This is a genomic window from Azospirillum sp. P4_B5 (genome assembly GCF_056402275.1).
Genome location: NZ_JBFUHT010000042.1, coordinates 21,881 through 38,131 on the forward strand (window position 1 = coordinate 21,881; position 16,251 = coordinate 38,131).

The 16,251-nt window shown below is 70.2% G+C and carries 14 protein-coding genes; 7 read left to right on the top strand and 7 right to left on the bottom strand.

What is annotated here, in order from left to right; all coding sequences use genetic code 11:
• Window positions 1–7 precede the first annotated feature (7 nt).
• A complete protein-coding gene (locus AC1DVI_RS25435) occupies window positions 8–1,096 on the top strand; it encodes an alpha-hydroxy acid oxidase (protein ID WP_476960341.1) in 1,089 nt (362 codons plus the stop codon).
• A gap of 6 nt (window positions 1,097–1,102) precedes the next feature.
• Here the strand turns inward: AC1DVI_RS25435 and AC1DVI_RS25440 are convergent, their stop codons facing one another.
• Genes AC1DVI_RS25440 through AC1DVI_RS25455 form a run of 4 tightly spaced genes read right to left on the bottom strand, consistent with a single transcriptional unit; the run spans window position 1,103 to window position 4,735 of the window.
• Entirely contained in the window at window positions 1,103–1,861 is a 759-nt protein-coding gene (locus tag AC1DVI_RS25440) for an iron ABC transporter ATP-binding protein (RefSeq protein ID WP_476960342.1), read from the bottom strand.
• Window positions 1,858–2,838, bottom strand: coding sequence for an iron chelate uptake ABC transporter family permease subunit (locus AC1DVI_RS25445; RefSeq protein WP_476960343.1), 981 nt, complete (start codon window positions 2,836–2,838; stop codon window positions 1,858–1,860). Before AC1DVI_RS25445 ends, AC1DVI_RS25440 begins: the two co-directional genes overlap by 4 nt.
• Window positions 2,828–3,802, bottom strand: a complete 975-nt coding sequence (locus AC1DVI_RS25450; RefSeq protein ID WP_476960344.1) for an ABC transporter permease — start codon at window positions 3,800–3,802, stop codon at window positions 2,828–2,830. Before AC1DVI_RS25450 ends, AC1DVI_RS25445 begins: the two co-directional genes overlap by 11 nt.
• Before the next feature lie 3 nt (window positions 3,803–3,805).
• Entirely contained in the window at window positions 3,806–4,735 is a 930-nt protein-coding gene (locus AC1DVI_RS25455) for a siderophore ABC transporter substrate-binding protein (protein ID WP_476960345.1), read from the bottom strand.
• Between the two features lie 241 nt (window positions 4,736–4,976).
• Here AC1DVI_RS25455 and AC1DVI_RS25460 point away from each other — a divergent pair, with 241 nt between their 5' ends.
• From AC1DVI_RS25460 to AC1DVI_RS25485, 6 genes are all read left to right on the top strand, one after another.
• Window positions 4,977–5,591, top strand: a complete 615-nt coding sequence (locus tag AC1DVI_RS25460; RefSeq protein ID WP_476960346.1) for a PadR family transcriptional regulator — start codon at window positions 4,977–4,979, stop codon at window positions 5,589–5,591.
• Between the two features lie 54 nt (window positions 5,592–5,645).
• Complete coding sequence (locus AC1DVI_RS25465; protein WP_476960347.1) at window positions 5,646–5,972, top strand: DUF2218 domain-containing protein; 327 nt, start codon at window positions 5,646–5,648, stop codon at window positions 5,970–5,972.
• A 144-nt stretch (window positions 5,973–6,116) separates the two neighbouring features.
• Entirely contained in the window at window positions 6,117–7,634 is a 1,518-nt protein-coding gene (locus AC1DVI_RS25470; protein ID WP_476960348.1) for a bifunctional metallophosphatase/5'-nucleotidase, read from the top strand.
• Window positions 7,631–10,666 carry an ATP-binding protein gene (locus AC1DVI_RS25475; protein ID WP_476960349.1) on the top strand — a complete coding sequence of 1,012 codons (3,036 nt, stop codon included), beginning with the start codon at window positions 7,631–7,633 and terminating at the stop codon, window positions 10,664–10,666. Before AC1DVI_RS25470 ends, AC1DVI_RS25475 begins: the two co-directional genes overlap by 4 nt.
• Entirely contained in the window at window positions 10,663–11,862 is a 1,200-nt protein-coding gene (locus AC1DVI_RS25480; RefSeq protein WP_476960350.1) for a sensor histidine kinase, read from the top strand. Before AC1DVI_RS25475 ends, AC1DVI_RS25480 begins: the two co-directional genes overlap by 4 nt.
• A gap of 84 nt (window positions 11,863–11,946) precedes the next feature.
• Window positions 11,947–12,786 (top strand): isocitrate lyase/PEP mutase family protein, encoded by an 840-nt coding sequence (locus AC1DVI_RS25485; RefSeq protein WP_476960351.1) that lies wholly within the window; start codon window positions 11,947–11,949, stop codon window positions 12,784–12,786.
• A 52-nt stretch (window positions 12,787–12,838) separates the two neighbouring features.
• On the opposite strand, the gene AC1DVI_RS25490 is transcribed toward AC1DVI_RS25485, so the two are convergent.
• From AC1DVI_RS25490 to AC1DVI_RS25500, 3 genes are all read right to left on the bottom strand, one after another.
• Window positions 12,839–14,104: an extracellular catalytic domain type 1 short-chain-length polyhydroxyalkanoate depolymerase gene (locus tag AC1DVI_RS25490; protein ID WP_476960352.1), complete on the bottom strand. Its 1,266-nt coding sequence runs from the start codon at window positions 14,102–14,104 to the stop codon at window positions 12,839–12,841.
• A gap of 77 nt (window positions 14,105–14,181) precedes the next feature.
• Window positions 14,182–14,601 carry a CopG family transcriptional regulator gene (locus tag AC1DVI_RS25495; RefSeq protein WP_149166523.1) on the bottom strand — a complete coding sequence of 140 codons (420 nt, stop codon included), beginning with the start codon at window positions 14,599–14,601 and terminating at the stop codon, window positions 14,182–14,184.
• Between the two features lie 186 nt (window positions 14,602–14,787).
• Window positions 14,788–15,834: a TerC family protein gene (locus AC1DVI_RS25500; RefSeq protein WP_476960353.1), complete on the bottom strand. Its 1,047-nt coding sequence runs from the start codon at window positions 15,832–15,834 to the stop codon at window positions 14,788–14,790.
• Window positions 15,835–16,251 lie beyond the last annotated feature (417 nt).

A 16,251-nucleotide genomic window follows, 5' to 3' on the forward strand; every position in this document is an offset into this window, starting at 1 on the left:
ATCCACGATGAGCGTTCCCGCCGACACCGTCTCGCTTTACGACTACGAGCGTCATTTCACCGCCCGCGTCGATGCGGCGACCCGCGCCTACATCGCGGGGACCGGGGCGGACGGCATCACCCGGCAGGCCAACCGCGACGCCTACGACCGGATGCGCCTGATGCCGCGCGCGCTGCGCGACCTGTCGCAGGCCAGCGCCACCACGACGCTGTTCGGGCAGGCCATGCCCTATCCCATCCTGATCGCGCCGATGGCCTTCCACCGGCTGGTCCATCGCGACGGCGAGCGGGCCACCGCCCAGGCGGCCGGCCTCACCGGCACCTGGATGACCGTGAGCACCCAGTCCAGCGTGACGCTGGAGGAGATCGCGGCGGCGGCCGGCGGGCCGTTGTGGTTCCAGCTCTACACCCAGCCGCGGCCCGAGGACACGCTGGCCCTGGTGCGGCGGGCGGAGGCCGCGGGTTACCGCGCGCTGGTGCTGACGGTCGACGCTCCGGTCAACGGCCTGCGCAACATCGAGCAGCGCGCCGGCTTCCGGCTTCCCGAAGGCATCGCGCCGGTCAATCTGGCCGATCTGGCGCCGGACGGGTTCACGCCGTCGCGGCCCGGCAGCCCGGTCTTCCAGGGCATGCTGCACGCCGCGGCCACCTGGGACACGGTGCGTTGGCTGTGCGCCGAGACGCGACTGCCGGTGCTGCTGAAGGGCATCATGAACCCCGACGACGTCTACCTCGCCATCAAGGCGGGGGCGGCGGGCATCATCGTGTCGAACCATGGCGGGCGGACGCTCGACACGCTGCCCGCGGTGGCGGAGGTGCTGCCGCTGGTCGCCGCCCGCGCGGCGGGCCGCCTGCCCATCCTGGCGGACGGCGGCATCCGGCGCGGCACCGACATCCTGAAGGCGCTTGCGCTGGGCGCCGACGCCGTTCTGGTGGGCCAGCCGGTGCTGCACGCCCTGGCGGTCGGCGGCATGGCGGGGGTGGTCCACATGCTGACCATCCTGCAGACCGAGCTGGAGGTCGCCATGGCGCTGAGCGGACGGGCGCGGCTGGCCGACATCGACCGTTCGGTGATCTTCGACCCGCCGCGCCTCTAAAAGACTCTATTGGTAGTACAGCGCGATGCGCTGGCCGGCGTTCTCCATCACCTGGGCCTCGACGCCGTAGACGTCGCGGATGACGTCGGGCGTGATGATGACCTCCGGCGGCCCCTGGTGCACCACCCGGCCGTCGCGCATCGCGACGATGCGGTCGGAATAGCATGAGGCGAAGTTGATGTCGTGAAGCACCAGCACGATGGTCTTGCCGAATTCGTCGGCGGTGCGGCGGAACAGCTTCATCATCGCCACAGCGTGCTTGACGTCGAGGTTGTTCAGCGGCTCGTCGAGCAGGATGTATTCGGTGTCCTGGCACAGCACCATGGCGATGAAGGCGCGCTGGCGCTGGCCGCCCGACAGCTCGTCCAGGAAGCGGCCGGACAGCGGCTCCAGGTCCAGATAGCGCAGCGCCTTGGCGATGTGCTCGCGGTCGGCTTCGGTCAGGCGGCCCTTGCTGTGCGGGTAGCGGCCGAAGGCGACGAGGTCCTCCACCGTCAGGCGCGACATGATCTGGTTGTCCTGGCGCAGGATGGACAGGCGGCGGGCCAGCACCTCGCCGGGGGTCGTGGTCACGTCCAGGCCGTCGACCGTCACCGTGCCCGAGGTCATCGGCAGCAGGCGGCTGACGATCGACAGCAGCGTCGATTTGCCGGCCCCGTTCGGCCCGATCAGCGAGATCACCCCGCCCGCCGGCAGGGACAGGGACACCCCGTCGACGACGACGGTTCCGTTGTAGCGTTTCGTGATGTTCTTGACGTCGATCATCGGGCCGAACCCCGCACCAGGATGAACAGGAAGGCGAGACCGCCCACGAACTCGATGACGATGCTGAGCGCGGCGTTGTAGCCGAACACACGCTCCAGCACGAGCTGGCCGGCGACCAGCGTCAGCACGGCGAGCAGCACCGCGGCGGGCAGGATCAGCGCGTGCCGGTGCGAGCGGACCACCAGATAGGCGAGGTTGGCAACCAGCAGCCCGAAGAAGGTGATCGGTCCGACCAGCGCCGTGGACACCGACACCAGGATGGACACCATCACCAGCACCGCCATCACCGCGCGCCGGTGCTCCACGCCGAGGTTGATCGCGGCGTCGCGCCCCAGCGCCAGCACGTCGAAGGTGCGCCGCCACCGCCAGCCCGCCAGCGACACCGCCAGCACGACCAGCGCCGACACCGTCAGCAGCTCGACGTCCACCCGGTTGAAGTTGGCGAACAGCCGGTCCTGCACGGTCAGGAAGGCGTTGGGGTCGATGATGCGCTGAAGGAAGTTGGTCACGCTGCGGAACAGCACGCCGAACACGATGCCGACCAGAAGCAGCAGATGCAGGCTGCGCCGGTTGTCGCCGCGTCCCGCCCCGTTGAACAGCCACCAGTAGAGCAGGCCGGAGAAGACGACCATCGACGCCACCTCGACGCCGAAGCGCAGGCGCGGGTCGAGCGTCGCGACAAGGCCGCTGCCGAACTGGAACACCAGCCCGGTCTGGATCAGCCGGTAGAGATAGTCGAAGCCCATCACCGACGGGGTGAGGATGCGGTTGTTCGTGATGGTCTGGAACAGCACCGTCGACACCGCGATGGCGTAGCCGACCAGCACCATCGCCGCGATCTTGGTGCCGCGGAAGGCCAGGATGAAATCCCAGCGGCCGCGCGCGCCCAGCGTCATGTACAGCGCGATGGACAGCAGGGTGAGCGCCGACAGGCCGCCCAGGACGACCATCGGCGACAGGCGGCGGTCAGCCGGCATGGCCGTTCCTCCGCAGCAGGAGATAGAGGAACAGGGCGCTGCCGATGACCCCCATCATCGTTCCGATCGGGATTTCGTAGGGATGGATCACCAGCCGCCCGGCGATGTCGCAGGCCAGCACCAGCCCGGCCCCCATCAGCGCGACCCAGGGCAGGGACCCGCGCATGTTGTCGCCGCGGACGAGGCTGACGACGTTGGGAACGATCAGCCCCAGGAAGGGGATCATGCCGCAGGTCGCGATCACCGCAGCGGTGGTCATCGACACGATGACCAGCCCCAGCGCCATCACCTTGCGGTGGTCGATGCCCAGGTTGGTGGCGACGTCTCGCCCCATCCCGGCGACGGTGAAGCGGTCGGCCGCCAGATAGGCGACGCCGGTCAGGACGGCGCTGAGCCACAGCAGCTCGTAGCGGCCGAGCAGGATGGCGGAGAAGTCCCCCATCTCCCAGCCGCGCACCGATTGGATCAGGTCCTGGCGGTAGGCGACGAACTCCGTCATCGCCGTGATGACCCCGCCCAGCATGATGCCGACCAGCGGCACCACCAATGGCGAGCGCAGCGGCACCTGCCGCAGGATCGCCAGGAACAGCCCCGTCCCGGCCAGGGCGCACAGGCTGGCGACGGCCATCCGCCCGAACACCGGCATCTCCGGCGCCAGCAGCGAGACCATCATCATGCCGAAGATGGCCGACTCCGCGGTCCCGGCGGTGGAGGGCTCCACGAAGCGGTTGCGCACCAGCATCTGGAGGAGCAGGCCGGACACCGCCATGGCGGCCCCGGCCAGGATCAGGGCCAGCGTCCGGGGCAGGCGGCTGACCAGCAGGACCTGCGCGGCCTGGTCCGGGGCGCCGCCGAACAGCGTCGCGAGGCTGACGTCGCTGACGCCGACGAACAGGCTCCAGACGGCCAGCAGGCCGATGCCCACGGTCGCCAGCGGGAGTGTGGCGATTGGCAGGGGCTTCACGGATCAGGACTTTCCGGACAGCGCCGCCAGGAGATCGTCCACGTCCTGCTGGAGCGCCTGCAGCCCGCCGCCGACGATGTACCAGTTGCCGCCGTTCAGATAGACGACCTGATTCTTCTGCCAGGCGGTGGTGCGGCGGACGATGTCGTTGTCGAGGAACTGCCGGGCCGGCTTGCCGTTCTGCCCGATGGCGGCGTCGCGGTCGATCACGAACAGCCAGTCCGGGTTGGTCTCCAGGATGAATTCGAAGGAGATGGCCTGCCCATGGTTGGCGACCTTCAGATCGGGGGCGGCGGGCTGGATGCCGAACTCCGTGTGCAGGATGCCGAAGCGCGACCCCGGCCCGTAGGCGCTCATCTTGCCGCCGGTGGTCAGGACCAACAGGCCCTTGCCGGCGTTTGCCGCGGTCGCCTTCAACTCGGCGATGGAGGCGCGCAGCCGGTCCAGCTTCTGCTTGACCAGGGCGGTCTTGCCGAAGATGCGGCCCAGCGTCTCGGCGTTGGCGATGGAGCTGGCCAGGAAGTCGGTCTGGTCGGTCGTCATGTCGAGCGTCGGCGCGATGCGCGACAACTCGGCGTATTTCGGGGCGGAGCGGCCCCCGGCGATGATCAGGCCGGGCTCGGCGGCGTTCACCGCCTCGTAGTCCGGCTCGAACAGCGTGCCGATCTTCGCGTAGGACGGGCCGTCATACTTGGCGAGGTGCGGCGGCTTCAGCCCCGTGGGCACCCCGGCGATCGCGACGCCCAGCGCGTCGAGCGTGTCCAGCGCGGTCATGTCGAAGACCAGGACGGGGTCGAGCTTCGGGGGAAGCCGGGTTTCGCCCTGCGCGTGCCGCACCGTCATGTCCTGGGCGCGGCCCGGAACGGGCGCCAGGGCGGCGAGGCCGACCACGGCGGCGGTCATGGCGAGGGCGTGGCGTCGGGTCAGCTTCATCCTTGAATCTCCTTCAACTTCACCGGGACGGCCTATGCCGGAAGGGCGGGCGCACTGTGGTCCCGATTGCGGCGAATCGTCAATGCGAATCGCTCGCATTCGCAGTATGCTTGACGGGTGTGGCTCAAGAATGTCGACCTCCTCTCCTGGGGTGGGGGAGGGGAAACGGTGCGGTCGAGGCTTGTCATTCGATAGGTCGCGATATATCTAGAACCTATCGAAACATAGTGGAGCCCCTGTCATGAGGTTTTTCCCTAATCCCTTCTGCGGCCGGATGCGCCGCCATCATCCCGGCTCACACGGCGATGGTCCCCATGGTGGCGGTCCCCGTCACGCCGCCGAGGGCGGCTGGGGCCATGAGCGTCACGAGCGGCGGGGCGGCCGCGGCGGTCGGCGCGGCGTCTTCGAGGCGTCGGAACTGCGGCTGGTCCTTCTGAAGCTGATCGCCGACGAGCCGCGGCACGGCTACGACCTGATCCGCGCCGTCGAGGAGCTGACCGGCGGCGGTTACGTGCCCAGCCCCGGCGTGATCTACCCGACCCTGTCGCTGCTGGAGGAGATGGGCCACATCGCCAAGGCCGACGCCGAGGGTGCGCGCAAGCCCTTCGCCGTGACTCCGGAGGGCACCGCCCAGCTCGCCCAGGACGCGGCCACCGTCGACGCCCTGTTCGCCCGCCTCGCCGCCCTGGCGACCCGACGGGCCCACACCGACGGCGCTCCGATCCGCCGCGCCATGGAAAATCTGCGCGCTGTGCTGATGCACCGGCTGGGGCGCGAGGGCGTCGATGCCGACACGGTGCACGCCGCCGTCTCGATCATCGACGAGGCGGCCCAGCGCATCGAACGTCTTCCCTGAATCACCGGCCTGAATCACCGGCCTGAATCACCGGTACCAAACAGAAGGATCATCATGAGACACGCCAGCAGCGTCCGCGTTCCGACCCCGAACGGCAGCCGCTATCTCCAGCAGCTCTGCAAGCACTGGGCGCACAATCTGACGGTGGAGTACACGGCGGAGGCGGGGAGCGTCGTCTTCCCGCACAACGCCCGCGGTGCCGATTGGCCGGGTGATGCCACCCTGACGCTCCAGGCCGGGCCGGACGCGCTGGACTGCCGGTTGGACGCCAGTTCCGCGGAGCACCTCGCCGCCCTGAAGGGGGCCTTGGAGCGCCATCTCGACCGCTTCGCCTTCCGCGAGGTTCCGCTGGCCTACCCCTGGCGGGACGAGGCGGCCTGACCCGGCCGTTCCTCTTGTCCTTGTTCTGACAGGGGGTTTTGTCACCGGAATGTTCCCCGGCATGCATGGATATGCCTTGAACTCCCCCACCCGAATACGGGAAGAACCATCCTGAAGAAACAGGGGTGGCCGGAGGGGGTATCCATGCCGAAGCGCGGCAATGGTGGGGTGGGGCGTTTTTCCGGCTGGCGTGCCGTCCTGGGCGCCTGCGCCGTCGCGGCGCTCGGCGCCGTCGCGCCGGTCGCGTCGGCGGCGGAGCTGTCGATCGTCTTCACCTCGACGATGGCCGACATCGAGCCGGTGGAGGGCGAGGGCGGCCTCGCCAACCTCGCCACGCTGCTGCGCACCAAGCGGGCGGAGGGCAACACCCTCTTCCTGCACGGCGGCGCGTCCCTGACCGCGGGCGTCCTGTCCACCTTCGATCGCGGCGCCCACATGATCGACCTGCTGAACGAGCTTCAGCCCGACATGATGGCGGTGACCAAGCGCGACCTCGGCTTCGGCAAGGACGAGCTGACGCTGCGCAGCTACGAGGCGCGCTTTCCCTTCGTCAGCGCCACCACCATCGACCGCAACACCGGCACGGTGATGGAGGGGCTGGAGCCGTCGGCCCTGCTCGAGACGCCGGTGGGCAAAGTCGGCGTGGTCTCGGCGATCTCGCCGGAACTGACGGTGCAGTACATCGTGCCGGACATCGAGGTGCGCCCGCCCGCCTCGATCGCCGCGGAGGCCCGCGCCCTGCGCGCCCAGGGCGCCGACTATGTGGTCGCCATCCTGGACAACGCCCCGGAGGCGGTGGAGGCGCTGCGCGGCGAGCCCGCCATCGACGCGCTGCTCCAACTTTCCGCCACCGGCAAGGACGTGCTGGAGGCCAATACAGGAAAAGTCTTCGGCGTCCACGTCAACGTGAAGGGATCGGCCTTCGTCCTGCGGCTGGACGGCGACGGCAAGGCGCCGCCCGCGCTGGCCGGCGCCGACATCGTGCCGCTCGCCGGGCTGTCGCCGGACGCCGTGATGGAAAAGCGGGTCGGCGTCTATCTGGCCCGGCTGTCGGAACTGCTGGACATCAACATCGGGACGACGGCGACCCCGCTCGACACCCGCCGCGCCGCGATACGCACCGGCGAGAACGCCTTCGCCTCGCTGATCGCCGACGCCATGCGCGGCCATTTCAACACCGACGTGGCCTTCATCAACGGCGGCAACATCCGCGGCAACCGCCAGTACGAGGCGGGGACCATGCTGACCCGCCGCGACATCCAGCGCGAACTGCCCTTCCGCGACACCATCATCGCCGTGACCCTGCCCGGCAAGGCCCTGCGCGAGGCGCTGGAGGTCAGCGCCGCCGGGGTGGACAACCAGAAGGGCAGCTTCCTCCACCCCTCCAACATGGCGGTGGTCTACGACCTGAAGCAGCCGGCGGGCAGCCGCGTCGTCTCCGTCACGGTGGGCGGCAAGCCGCTCGACCCGAACGCCGGCTATTCGGTGGCGCTGCCCAACTATCTGGCCCAGGGCGGCGACGGCTACGGCATGCTGAAGTCGCCGGGCGCCTCCTCCTCCGGGGCCGGCGGCAAGCTGCTGTGGGAGATCATGGCCCAGCACCTGACCGACCGCGGGACGGTGTCACCCCGCCTCGACGGCCGCATCACCGAGCGTCGATGACGACGGAGCCAGCCTCGACCGCGCCGATCCTGCGCGCCCCCTTCCGGGGCGGCGTCGGGCGGCGCGTCGGGCTGGGCCTGCTGGTGATGGTGGGTGTGCTGCTGGGCGTGTCAGGTACGGCGCTCTACGACCTCGCGCAATTCCGGCACGCCCTGTCGGACCTGTCCAACGGGGCGTTGCCGCGCATCACCACCGGGGCGGTGCTGAACGGTGGCCTGCAGCAGGTGCTGTCGCAGGCGACCCGGCTGGGCGGTGCGACCAGCCATCCCGAACGGCGGGTCACCCTGGCCGAGCTGACGGCCAACCTGACGGCGGTCACCCGGTCGGCCCAGGCCTTGTCGGACATCGAGGGCGGCGCCACGCTGGCCGGTGTGCTGGGGACGCTGGTCCCGACGTTGGCGGACCTCGACCGGCTGGTTGCCGAGCGCATCGACGCGGCGGCGCGGAGCGACGATGCGCTTGACGAGACCCGTCGCCTGTCGGCGGAGGCCGGCGCTCTGGTCGCCGCCGTGCTGCCGACGCTGCCGCCGGACCGGCTGGGGCCGCTGACCGCCTGGACCAACACGGTCAACCGCGTGTTGAACGAAAGCACCCACGCCGGCAACAGCCGTTTCCAACGCGAGATCGCGCGCGCCCAGCGGGACGCGGCGGCGGCGCTGTCGGCCCTGCCGGCGCTCCACGCCGGGCTGCCGCCGGAGCAGGCGGACCGCTTCGCCGCCCTGCACCGGCGGCTGGAGGCGGCGCTGCTCGGCCCCACCGGCCTGCTGCCCAGCCTGATGGAGCGGCAGGCGGCCATCGCCCGCAGCAAGGCGCTGACCAACCAGGTGCTGGTGATGGTCGAGGAGGTCGTGAAGATCTCCCACGCGTTGTTCGAACGGATCAACGCGGCGGCGGCGGGGGAGGCGGACGGCCTGTCCGAGCTGGCCGCGACGCAGAACCGCATCCTGGTCGGGCTGGGGGCGCTGGGCTTCCTGGTGGCGCTCGGCGTGTATCTGTACCTGCGCCGCTTCCTGACCCTGCGTCTGGTCCGGCTGAACGACGCGGTGCTCGACCGGGTCGAGGGGCGGGAGACGCCGCTGCCCGACGGCGGCACCGACGAGATCGCCACCATCTCGCGCTCGATCCGCCACTTCCTCGACGAGATCGCGCGCCGCCAGCAGCAGGTGGAGGAGGCCCGCCACCGCGCCGAGGAGGCGTCGCGCGCCAAGGGCGATTTCCTGGCGAACATGAGCCACGAGATTCGCACGCCGATGAACGCCATCCTGGGGCTCAGCCACCTCGCCCTGCGCGCCGGGCCGCCGCCGCGCCAGCGCGGCTACCTGACGCGCATCCGCGCCTCGGCCACCGCGCTGCTCGGCATCATCAACGACATCCTCGATGTCTCGAAGATCGAGGCGGGCATGCTGACGCTGGAGCGCGTGCCCTTCGACCTGTCGGCCGTGCTCGACATGGTGGCCGGCACCGCCGCCCTGTCCGCCGAGGAAAAGGGGCTGGCCCTGCGGCTGGAGGTCGCCCCGGACGTGCCGACCGCCCTGCTGGGCGACCCGCTGCGGCTGGGGCAGGTGCTCCTCAACCTCGTCAACAACGCGGTGAAGTTCACCGAGAGCGGCAGCGTGGTCCTCGGTGTGACCGCCGCGCCGCGGATGGCCGGGGAGGGGGAGGCCGAGCTGCGCTTCGCCGTGCGCGACACCGGCATCGGCATGACGGCGGAGCAGGTCGCCCGCCTGTTCCAGCCCTTTGCCCAGGCCGACAGCTCGACCACCCGGCGCTATGGCGGGACCGGGCTGGGATTGGCGATCAGCCGGCGGCTGGCCGTCATGATGGGCGGCGGCATCGCCGTGGACAGTGCGCCCGGCCTGGGCAGCACCTTCCGCTTCACGGTCGCGGTCGGCGTGCAGAACGGCGCCACCGCGGCGCTGCCCGCCCTGGCCGATCCAGGGCTTGCGGGCTTGCAGGTGGACGAGCCGCTGCGCGGCCTGCGCGTGCTGGTCGCCGACGACAACGCCGTGAACCGGCTGGTCGCGCGGGAGTTGCTGGAGGACGCCGGGCTGGCCGTCACCGCGGTCGGCAGCGGCGGGGAGGCGGTGCGGCTGGCGCTGGAGCCGGGGGCGGGCTACGCCGCGCTGCTGACCGACGTCCAGATGCCGGACATGGACGGCTTCGCGGTGGCGCGGGCGATCCGCCGCCAGTGCGGCCCCGACCGCCTGCCGATCATCGCCATGACCGCCCACGCCCTGGAGGAGGAGCGGCGGCGTTGTCTGGACGCTGGGATGGACGACCACATCGCCAAACCGGTGGAGCCGCACCGACTCGTCGCCGTTCTGAACCGCCGGCTGAAGCCGTTCGGGCGGCGGGAGGCTTTGCCGGTTGCCGAGTTCGTAGAGACGGATGCCGGGCTTCCCGACTCGTTGGAGGGATTCGACCTCGCCCCGGCGCTGGCGCGGATGAACGGGCGGGTGCGCACGCTGCGCCGGGCGATCCTCGACTTCCTCGACCGCTACGGCGACGCGCCGGTCCGGCTGGAACACTTGCGCAGGGCGGGAGACGGGCCGGCGCTGGAACGCTTCGCCCACGGGCTGCGCGGCAGCGCCGGAACGGTCGGCGCGATGGCCGCCAGTGCCGCCGCCGCGGCGCTGGAACTGGCGGCGCGCGAGGAACGGTGGGAGGCGATGCCGGGGCTCGCGGCCGCCCTGTCCGCCGCCCTCGGCCCTGCGTTGGACTCGGCGGAAACGCTGCGCGCCGCGGAGATGGCCGTGGAGGTCGTGCCGGAAATCCCGATGGTTCCTCTGGTCAGCCCGAAAGGGCTGGAGGAGGCGCTGCATTCACTGGAGGAGGCGTTGCGCAGCGGCAGCCTGTCGGCGGCGGCCCGCTTCGCCGCTCTGCGCGGCCTGCTGGCCGGGCGCGGCCATGACGAGGCGGTGGACAAGGTCGGGCGGGCCGTGGAAGCGTTGGACTTCGCCGCCGCCCGCGCGGCGCTGGAACGGCTCACCGCCGCATGCAACAGGGAACGGGACCGGGAGACGACGCCGTGAGCGGTGGTCACATTCTGATCGTCGATGACGACACGGCCAACATCCGCGCGCTCGCCAGCGTGCTGGAGGACCGGCACGAGGTGCGCTTCGCGACCTCCGGCCGCCGCGCGCTGGAGCTGGCCTCCGCCGACCCGCCGGAGCTGGTGCTGCTCGACGTGATGATGCCGGGGCTGGACGGCTACGCGGTGTGCCGGCTGCTGAAGACCGACCCGGCCACCGCCGACGTCCCGGTGATCTTCATCACCTCCCTGTCCAGCCCGGAGGAGGAGGCCTTCGGGCTGGAGACCGGCGCCGTCGATTACGTGACCAAGCCCTTCAGCCCGGCCATCGTGCGCGCCCGCGTCGCCACCCACCTGTCGCTGCGCCGGGCCAACCGCAGCCTGAAGGACGAGAACGAGCATCTGGAGGCGCTGGTCCGCGAGCGCACGCGCAAGCTGGCCCAGGCCCAGCGCGAGAAGATGGCGGCGCTGCGCCAGATGGTCGCCGGCGTGGCCCACGAGATCAACACGCCCATCGGCGTGGCGCTGGGCAGCGCGTCCCACCTCGGCGACCGGGTCGCCGCGATGACGGAGCGGCTGGCCGCCAACCAGCTCCGCCGTGCCGAGCTGGAGCGCTTCCTGGCTAGCGCCGGGGAACTGGCCGCCCTTCTGTCCGGCACCATCGCCCGCGCCGGGGAGATCGTGCGCTGCTTCAAGGGAGTGGCGGCGGACCATGGCGGGCTGCGCCAGACCATCGCGCTGAAGCCCTTCCTCGAACAGGTGACGGAGAGCCTGCGCCCGCAGTGGGAGCCGTTGGGGCACCGCATGGCGGTGGACTGCCCCGCCGACCTGCGCATGGTCAGCAACCCGGCGATCCTGTCCGCGATCCTGGAGCAGCTCGTCCGCAACGCGCTGGAGCACGCCTTTCCGGCGGGGCGGAGCGGGCTGGTGACGGTCGCGGCGGCGGCGGCCGGGCCGGACAAGATCCTGCTGTCGGTCGCCGATGACGGGGCCGGACTTGCCGACGGGACCGCCGGGCGCATCCTGGAGCCCTTCTTCACCACCCGCCGCGGCACCGGCTCGGTCGGGCTCGGCCTGAACATCGTGGACAATCTGGTGTCGGACCGGCTGGGCGGATCCTTCACCATCGCCTCGCGCGCCGGGGGCGGCACCTTGGCGACCCTGCATCTGCCGGCCCGCACCCCGCCGGATTTGTGAGCGCCGGGGCGGTGTTGCAGGGGGCCGCCGGCCCGGGCCCTTGCGGATGTCCGCGCTCTTGTCTCGCCCAGGAGGGAATCTGTGATGACCGATCACCGCCAAGCCCGCGCTGCCTTCGCCGACCTTCACCGGACCGGCTGCTTCGTCATTCCCAATCCGTGGGACGTCGGAAGCGCTGCGATGCTGAAGCATCTCGGGTTCCGCGCGTTGGCCACCACCTCGGCGGGCTTCGCCTTCGCGCGGGGGCTTCCCGACGCCGATTGGGCGGTGCCCTGCGGCGACATGCTGGCCCACATCGCCGACATGGTCGGGGCAACCGACCTGCCGGTGAACGCCGATTTCGAGTCCGGCTATGCCCATGACTGCGAGGGTCTGGCGCGCAACGTGCGTCTCTGCGCCGACACCGGCGTGGCGGGCCTGTCGATCGAGGACGCCACGGGCGACCCCGCGAAGCCGCTGTACGACGTCCACCATGCCGTCGAGCGGGTGGCCGCCGCGGCGGAGGCGTTGCGGGGAACCGGAGTCCTCCTGACCGCACGTTGCGAGTCCCTGCTGGTGAATCACCCGGCGGCCGTCGAGGAGGCGTTGCGTCGCTTGCCGGCCTACGCCGCAGCGGGAGCGGATGTCCTCTACGCGCCGGGCTTGCGGACCCCGGACGTCATCAAGGCGGCGGTCGACGCCGTCCATCCGAAACCACTCAACCTGCTGGTTTCGTCCCCGATCGGCCTGTCGGTGGAGCAGATCGCCGCCTTGGGCGTGCGACGCATCAGCCTGGGCAGCGGGCTCAACCGCGCCGCCTGGGGCGGCTTCCTGCGGGCGGCCCGCATGCTGGCCGACCACGGGCGCTTCGACGCCCTCGACGAGGCCGAACCGTTCGATGCGCTGAACGGCTTCTTCCGGACGCATGGCCGGCGAACGCCCTGAACGGCGGCTCGCGGGCTTCCCGCGGAACACGAGAAGCCCAGCCCGGCGGGAGTTACGGCCCGGACGACCGGCCCCGCGGGGTATCGAGGAAGAAGCGCAGCATCTCCCGTGACGCGTCCGGCCCGCGCGGATCGGTGTAGGAGCCGGCCGGGCTGCCTCCCGCCCAGGCGTGCCCGGCGCCCTGGATCGTCCATTGCTCGCACAGCGCAAGGCCGGAAGCGTCGGTGTGGACGCGGCGGCTGTAGCCATGCCCGCCCGGCACCTGGCCATGCTCCACCGTCGTCCGCAGCCCGGCCGCGCCCGCCCCGGATTGCGCGATGACGTCGTCGCCGTTGCGGGGATGAACCGTGCTGTCCCGATCGCCGTGAAAGACGATGGTCGGCACCGGGCGGGCGGAGGGCCGCCCCACCGCTCCACCTCCCTGGCGCATGGCCGCGAAAGCGGAGGGAATGTCGTGGGCGGCGCCTTGGGGAAGGCCGGAATGCACCCCGACGGCGGCATAGAGGTCGGGATAAGCCGCTCCCATGATGACCGCCGCCGCACCGCCGGCCGACAGGCCCGCGACGAACACGCGGTCGGCGTCGACGGCATGGTCGCTCATGACCCGCTTGGTGATGCCCGCGATCAGCGAGGGCTCGCCGTCGCCGCGCCGCTGGTCGGCGGGGTTGAACCAGTTCCAGCACCTTTGGGCGTTGGCCGAGGACGGCTGCTCCGGGTAGACGACCAGACAGCCATGCTCCTCCGCCAGACGGTTCATGCGGGTGCCGGCGGCGAAGTCGTCCGGCGACTGGGTGCAGCCATGCAGCATCACCACCAGGGGAAGCGGCCGGCCGTCGCGACGGTTGGCCGGAACATAGAGCTTATAGGAGCGCGTTCCGGCCGCGTTTTCGTAGGACGCCGTCGTGAAGGAGGCGCCGTCCGGCAGCGGATCGGCGGCCGGACGGGCGAGGCCGCCCACCCCGAGGTCGAGGCCCGCCGGCATGGCGCGGGCGGCGAGGCCGCGCAGGGTTTCGCCCAGGCCGGCGCGCGGTCCGGAATGGAACCGGCCTGCAAAGGCGCTGCCGGGCTTAAAGGCGCTGCCGGGCTTGAAGGCGTCGGCGGGCTCGAAGGCCGTGGCGCGGCGTGGCGGCGCATCCGGGATGTCCGGCGAGGCGTCCACCCGAAGCGGCTCGACGTCGATGATGGTCGGGCCGGCGCCGGGAGGTGCCGCGGACTCCCCTCGCAGCAGGCGTTGAACGAGGGCGGTCGCCCCGGTGAGGTCGCCGGCTCGGGTGAGGCGCAGCGCCTCGGCCATTCCGGCGGGGACACGGTCGGTCATGTCGGGAGCTTTCTGGGCTCGGACGGGGCAAGCGGGAAGGTCCCGTCCGTCGTCTTTCAGGAATGCGGCCTGCGCCCTCAGCGCATGCGGTCCGCAAGGGCCGCCTTGACGGCGCTGCTGGCGTGCAGCGCCCCCAGCACGGCGATCGACGCGATGGTGGCGCGGGCGAGGTCGGGGGTGACGTCCTGGGCGATCGTGGCCAAGCCGAGGACACGGATGTCGAGCATCTCTCCGGCATCCCGCGCCGCCTCCAGATCGCCGCGGCTGTAGTGGCGCAGGCCGAGATCGACGCGTTTGCGCGTCACGGCCTGCCGCAAGGCGTCGCCATGGCGGTCGATCTGGTTGCGGATGGCGGTGCGGATGAGGTCGGTGCGGTTCGCGTAGAACCCTTCCTGCACCAGGAGATCGATGTGGCCGAGGTCGACATAGCCGAGGTTGATCGTGATCTTCTCGCTGTCCCCAACCTTCGGCTTCTGATCGCGGGCGTTCTCTGACATCGTTTCGCCATCCCATCACCATCCACTGGGATGGTAAATGGGAGTGATGACGCGTCGATCAAGGGGAGGGCGTCGTCATGGTGGCGAGCGGTTCACGACCGCAAAGCCAAGCGAATGTCCCGGCTTCCTTTCCGGGGAGGGGTGGGACCGATCCACTGGACCGGATCCACCCCCTTGCCGCACGCCTTACTGGCCCTTGCCGTCCGAGGGAACGGCGGCCGCCTCGCTGGAGGAAGCCGGAGTGGAACCGCCGGCACCCTTCGCCGGGCTGCCGGGCACCCACCAGCGGCGGGCCTCAGCGTCCGCGCCATCCGGAGCCGCATCCGCACGGGTCTTCAGCATCGAGAAGACAATGGAACCGCCGACCAGGAAGGCCGTGATGCCCAGCGCCACCGCCGTCGGCATCTTGTAGATGTCCACCATCATCATCTTGGCGCCGACCACCACCAGAACCAGCGACAGGCCGTATTTCAGGTAATGGAAACGGTGGATGATCGAGGCCAGCGCGAAGTAGAGGGCGCGCAGGCCGAGGATGGCGAAGACGTTGGAGGTCCAGACGATGAACGGGTCGGTGGTCACCGAGAAGACCGCCGGGATGGAGTCCACGGCGAAGACCAGATCGGTGAACTCGATCAGGATCAGCACGAGGAACAGCGGCGTCATCATCCGCACGCCGTCGCGCATCACGAAGAACTTCTGCCCCTCGTAGCCGTCGGTCATGCGGAAGCGGGAGCGGACGAACTTGACGATCCGGTTGTTCTCCATGTCCGGCTCGTCGTCCACCGACATCAGCATCTTGATGCCGCTGAAGATCAGGAAGGCGCCGAAGATGTAGATGATCCAGTGGAATTCCTGGATCAGCGCCGTGCCCGCCACGATCAGCACGCCGCGCATCACCAGCGCGCCCAGGATGCCCCAGAACAGCACCCGGTGCTGGTACTGCGGCGGCACCGCGAAATGCGTGAAGATCAGCGCAATGACGAAGATGTTGTCGACGCTCAGGCTGTATTCGATCAGGTAGCCGGTCAGGAACTCCAGCCCCTTCTCGGAGCCCTGAAAATGAAAGACGCCGGCCGCGAAAATCATCGCCAGCGTGGAATAGGCCGCGCAACGCATCAGCGCCTCGCGGCCGGAGATCACATGGGATTTCTTGGAAAATACACCAAGATCAAAGGCCAAAAGCACGGCAACGAAGACGGCGAAGCCGGCCCACATTAAAACGATCTGGTCCATGGAACTGTCCCTTGCTTCATGCACTCCGCTCCCGCAAGCGGAGACTTCGATCGTCACATGAGCAGTCCGACATCACCGATGCGCCACGGCGGGACGCATCGGCCAGAGGGGCCCGGACTGGAATCTCGACCGCAAGGTCTGCGGCCGACGGAAAAACGCACGCGACGGCTCGGCCGCGGCGCGTCAGGACACCCGTCTCCATCGTTTGCCGTGGAGACGTGGCGGTCGGTCAGGATGCTGGTGTGGCGCGGTCCATGTCGATGTCTCCCAAAGGCCCGTCGGGTGCCGTCGTCCGGCGGTGGACCTTGTGGGGGAGCGGGACCCAGGGGGGAGGATAGGGCCAGCTTCCGCAAGGCCGCGCCAAGGCGACGGCTCAATGGGAAGTCCGACATCACAGCGCCGGGCGACGCTGCCAGA

Coding starts and splice junctions, on each gene's coding strand:
- AC1DVI_RS25490 (WP_476960352.1), bottom strand. CDS start 14,104: ATGACCGACCGTGTCCCCGCCGGAATGGCCGAGGCGCTGCGCCTCACC.
- AC1DVI_RS25460 (WP_476960346.1), top strand. CDS start 4,977: ATGAGGTTTTTCCCTAATCCCTTCTGCGGCCGGATGCGCCGCCATCAT.
- AC1DVI_RS25495 (WP_149166523.1), bottom strand. CDS start 14,601: ATGTCAGAGAACGCCCGCGATCAGAAGCCGAAGGTTGGGGACAGCGAG.
- AC1DVI_RS25445 (WP_476960343.1), bottom strand. CDS start 2,838: ATGCCGGCTGACCGCCGCCTGTCGCCGATGGTCGTCCTGGGCGGCCTG.
- AC1DVI_RS25470 (WP_476960348.1), top strand. CDS start 6,117: ATGCCGAAGCGCGGCAATGGTGGGGTGGGGCGTTTTTCCGGCTGGCGT.
- AC1DVI_RS25440 (WP_476960342.1), bottom strand. CDS start 1,861: ATGATCGACGTCAAGAACATCACGAAACGCTACAACGGAACCGTCGTC.
- AC1DVI_RS25475 (WP_476960349.1), top strand. CDS start 7,631: ATGACGACGGAGCCAGCCTCGACCGCGCCGATCCTGCGCGCCCCCTTC.
- AC1DVI_RS25485 (WP_476960351.1), top strand. CDS start 11,947: ATGACCGATCACCGCCAAGCCCGCGCTGCCTTCGCCGACCTTCACCGG.
- AC1DVI_RS25500 (WP_476960353.1), bottom strand. CDS start 15,834: ATGGACCAGATCGTTTTAATGTGGGCCGGCTTCGCCGTCTTCGTTGCC.
- AC1DVI_RS25435 (WP_476960341.1), top strand. CDS start 8: ATGAGCGTTCCCGCCGACACCGTCTCGCTTTACGACTACGAGCGTCAT.
- AC1DVI_RS25455 (WP_476960345.1), bottom strand. CDS start 4,735: ATGAAGCTGACCCGACGCCACGCCCTCGCCATGACCGCCGCCGTGGTC.
- AC1DVI_RS25465 (WP_476960347.1), top strand. CDS start 5,646: ATGAGACACGCCAGCAGCGTCCGCGTTCCGACCCCGAACGGCAGCCGC.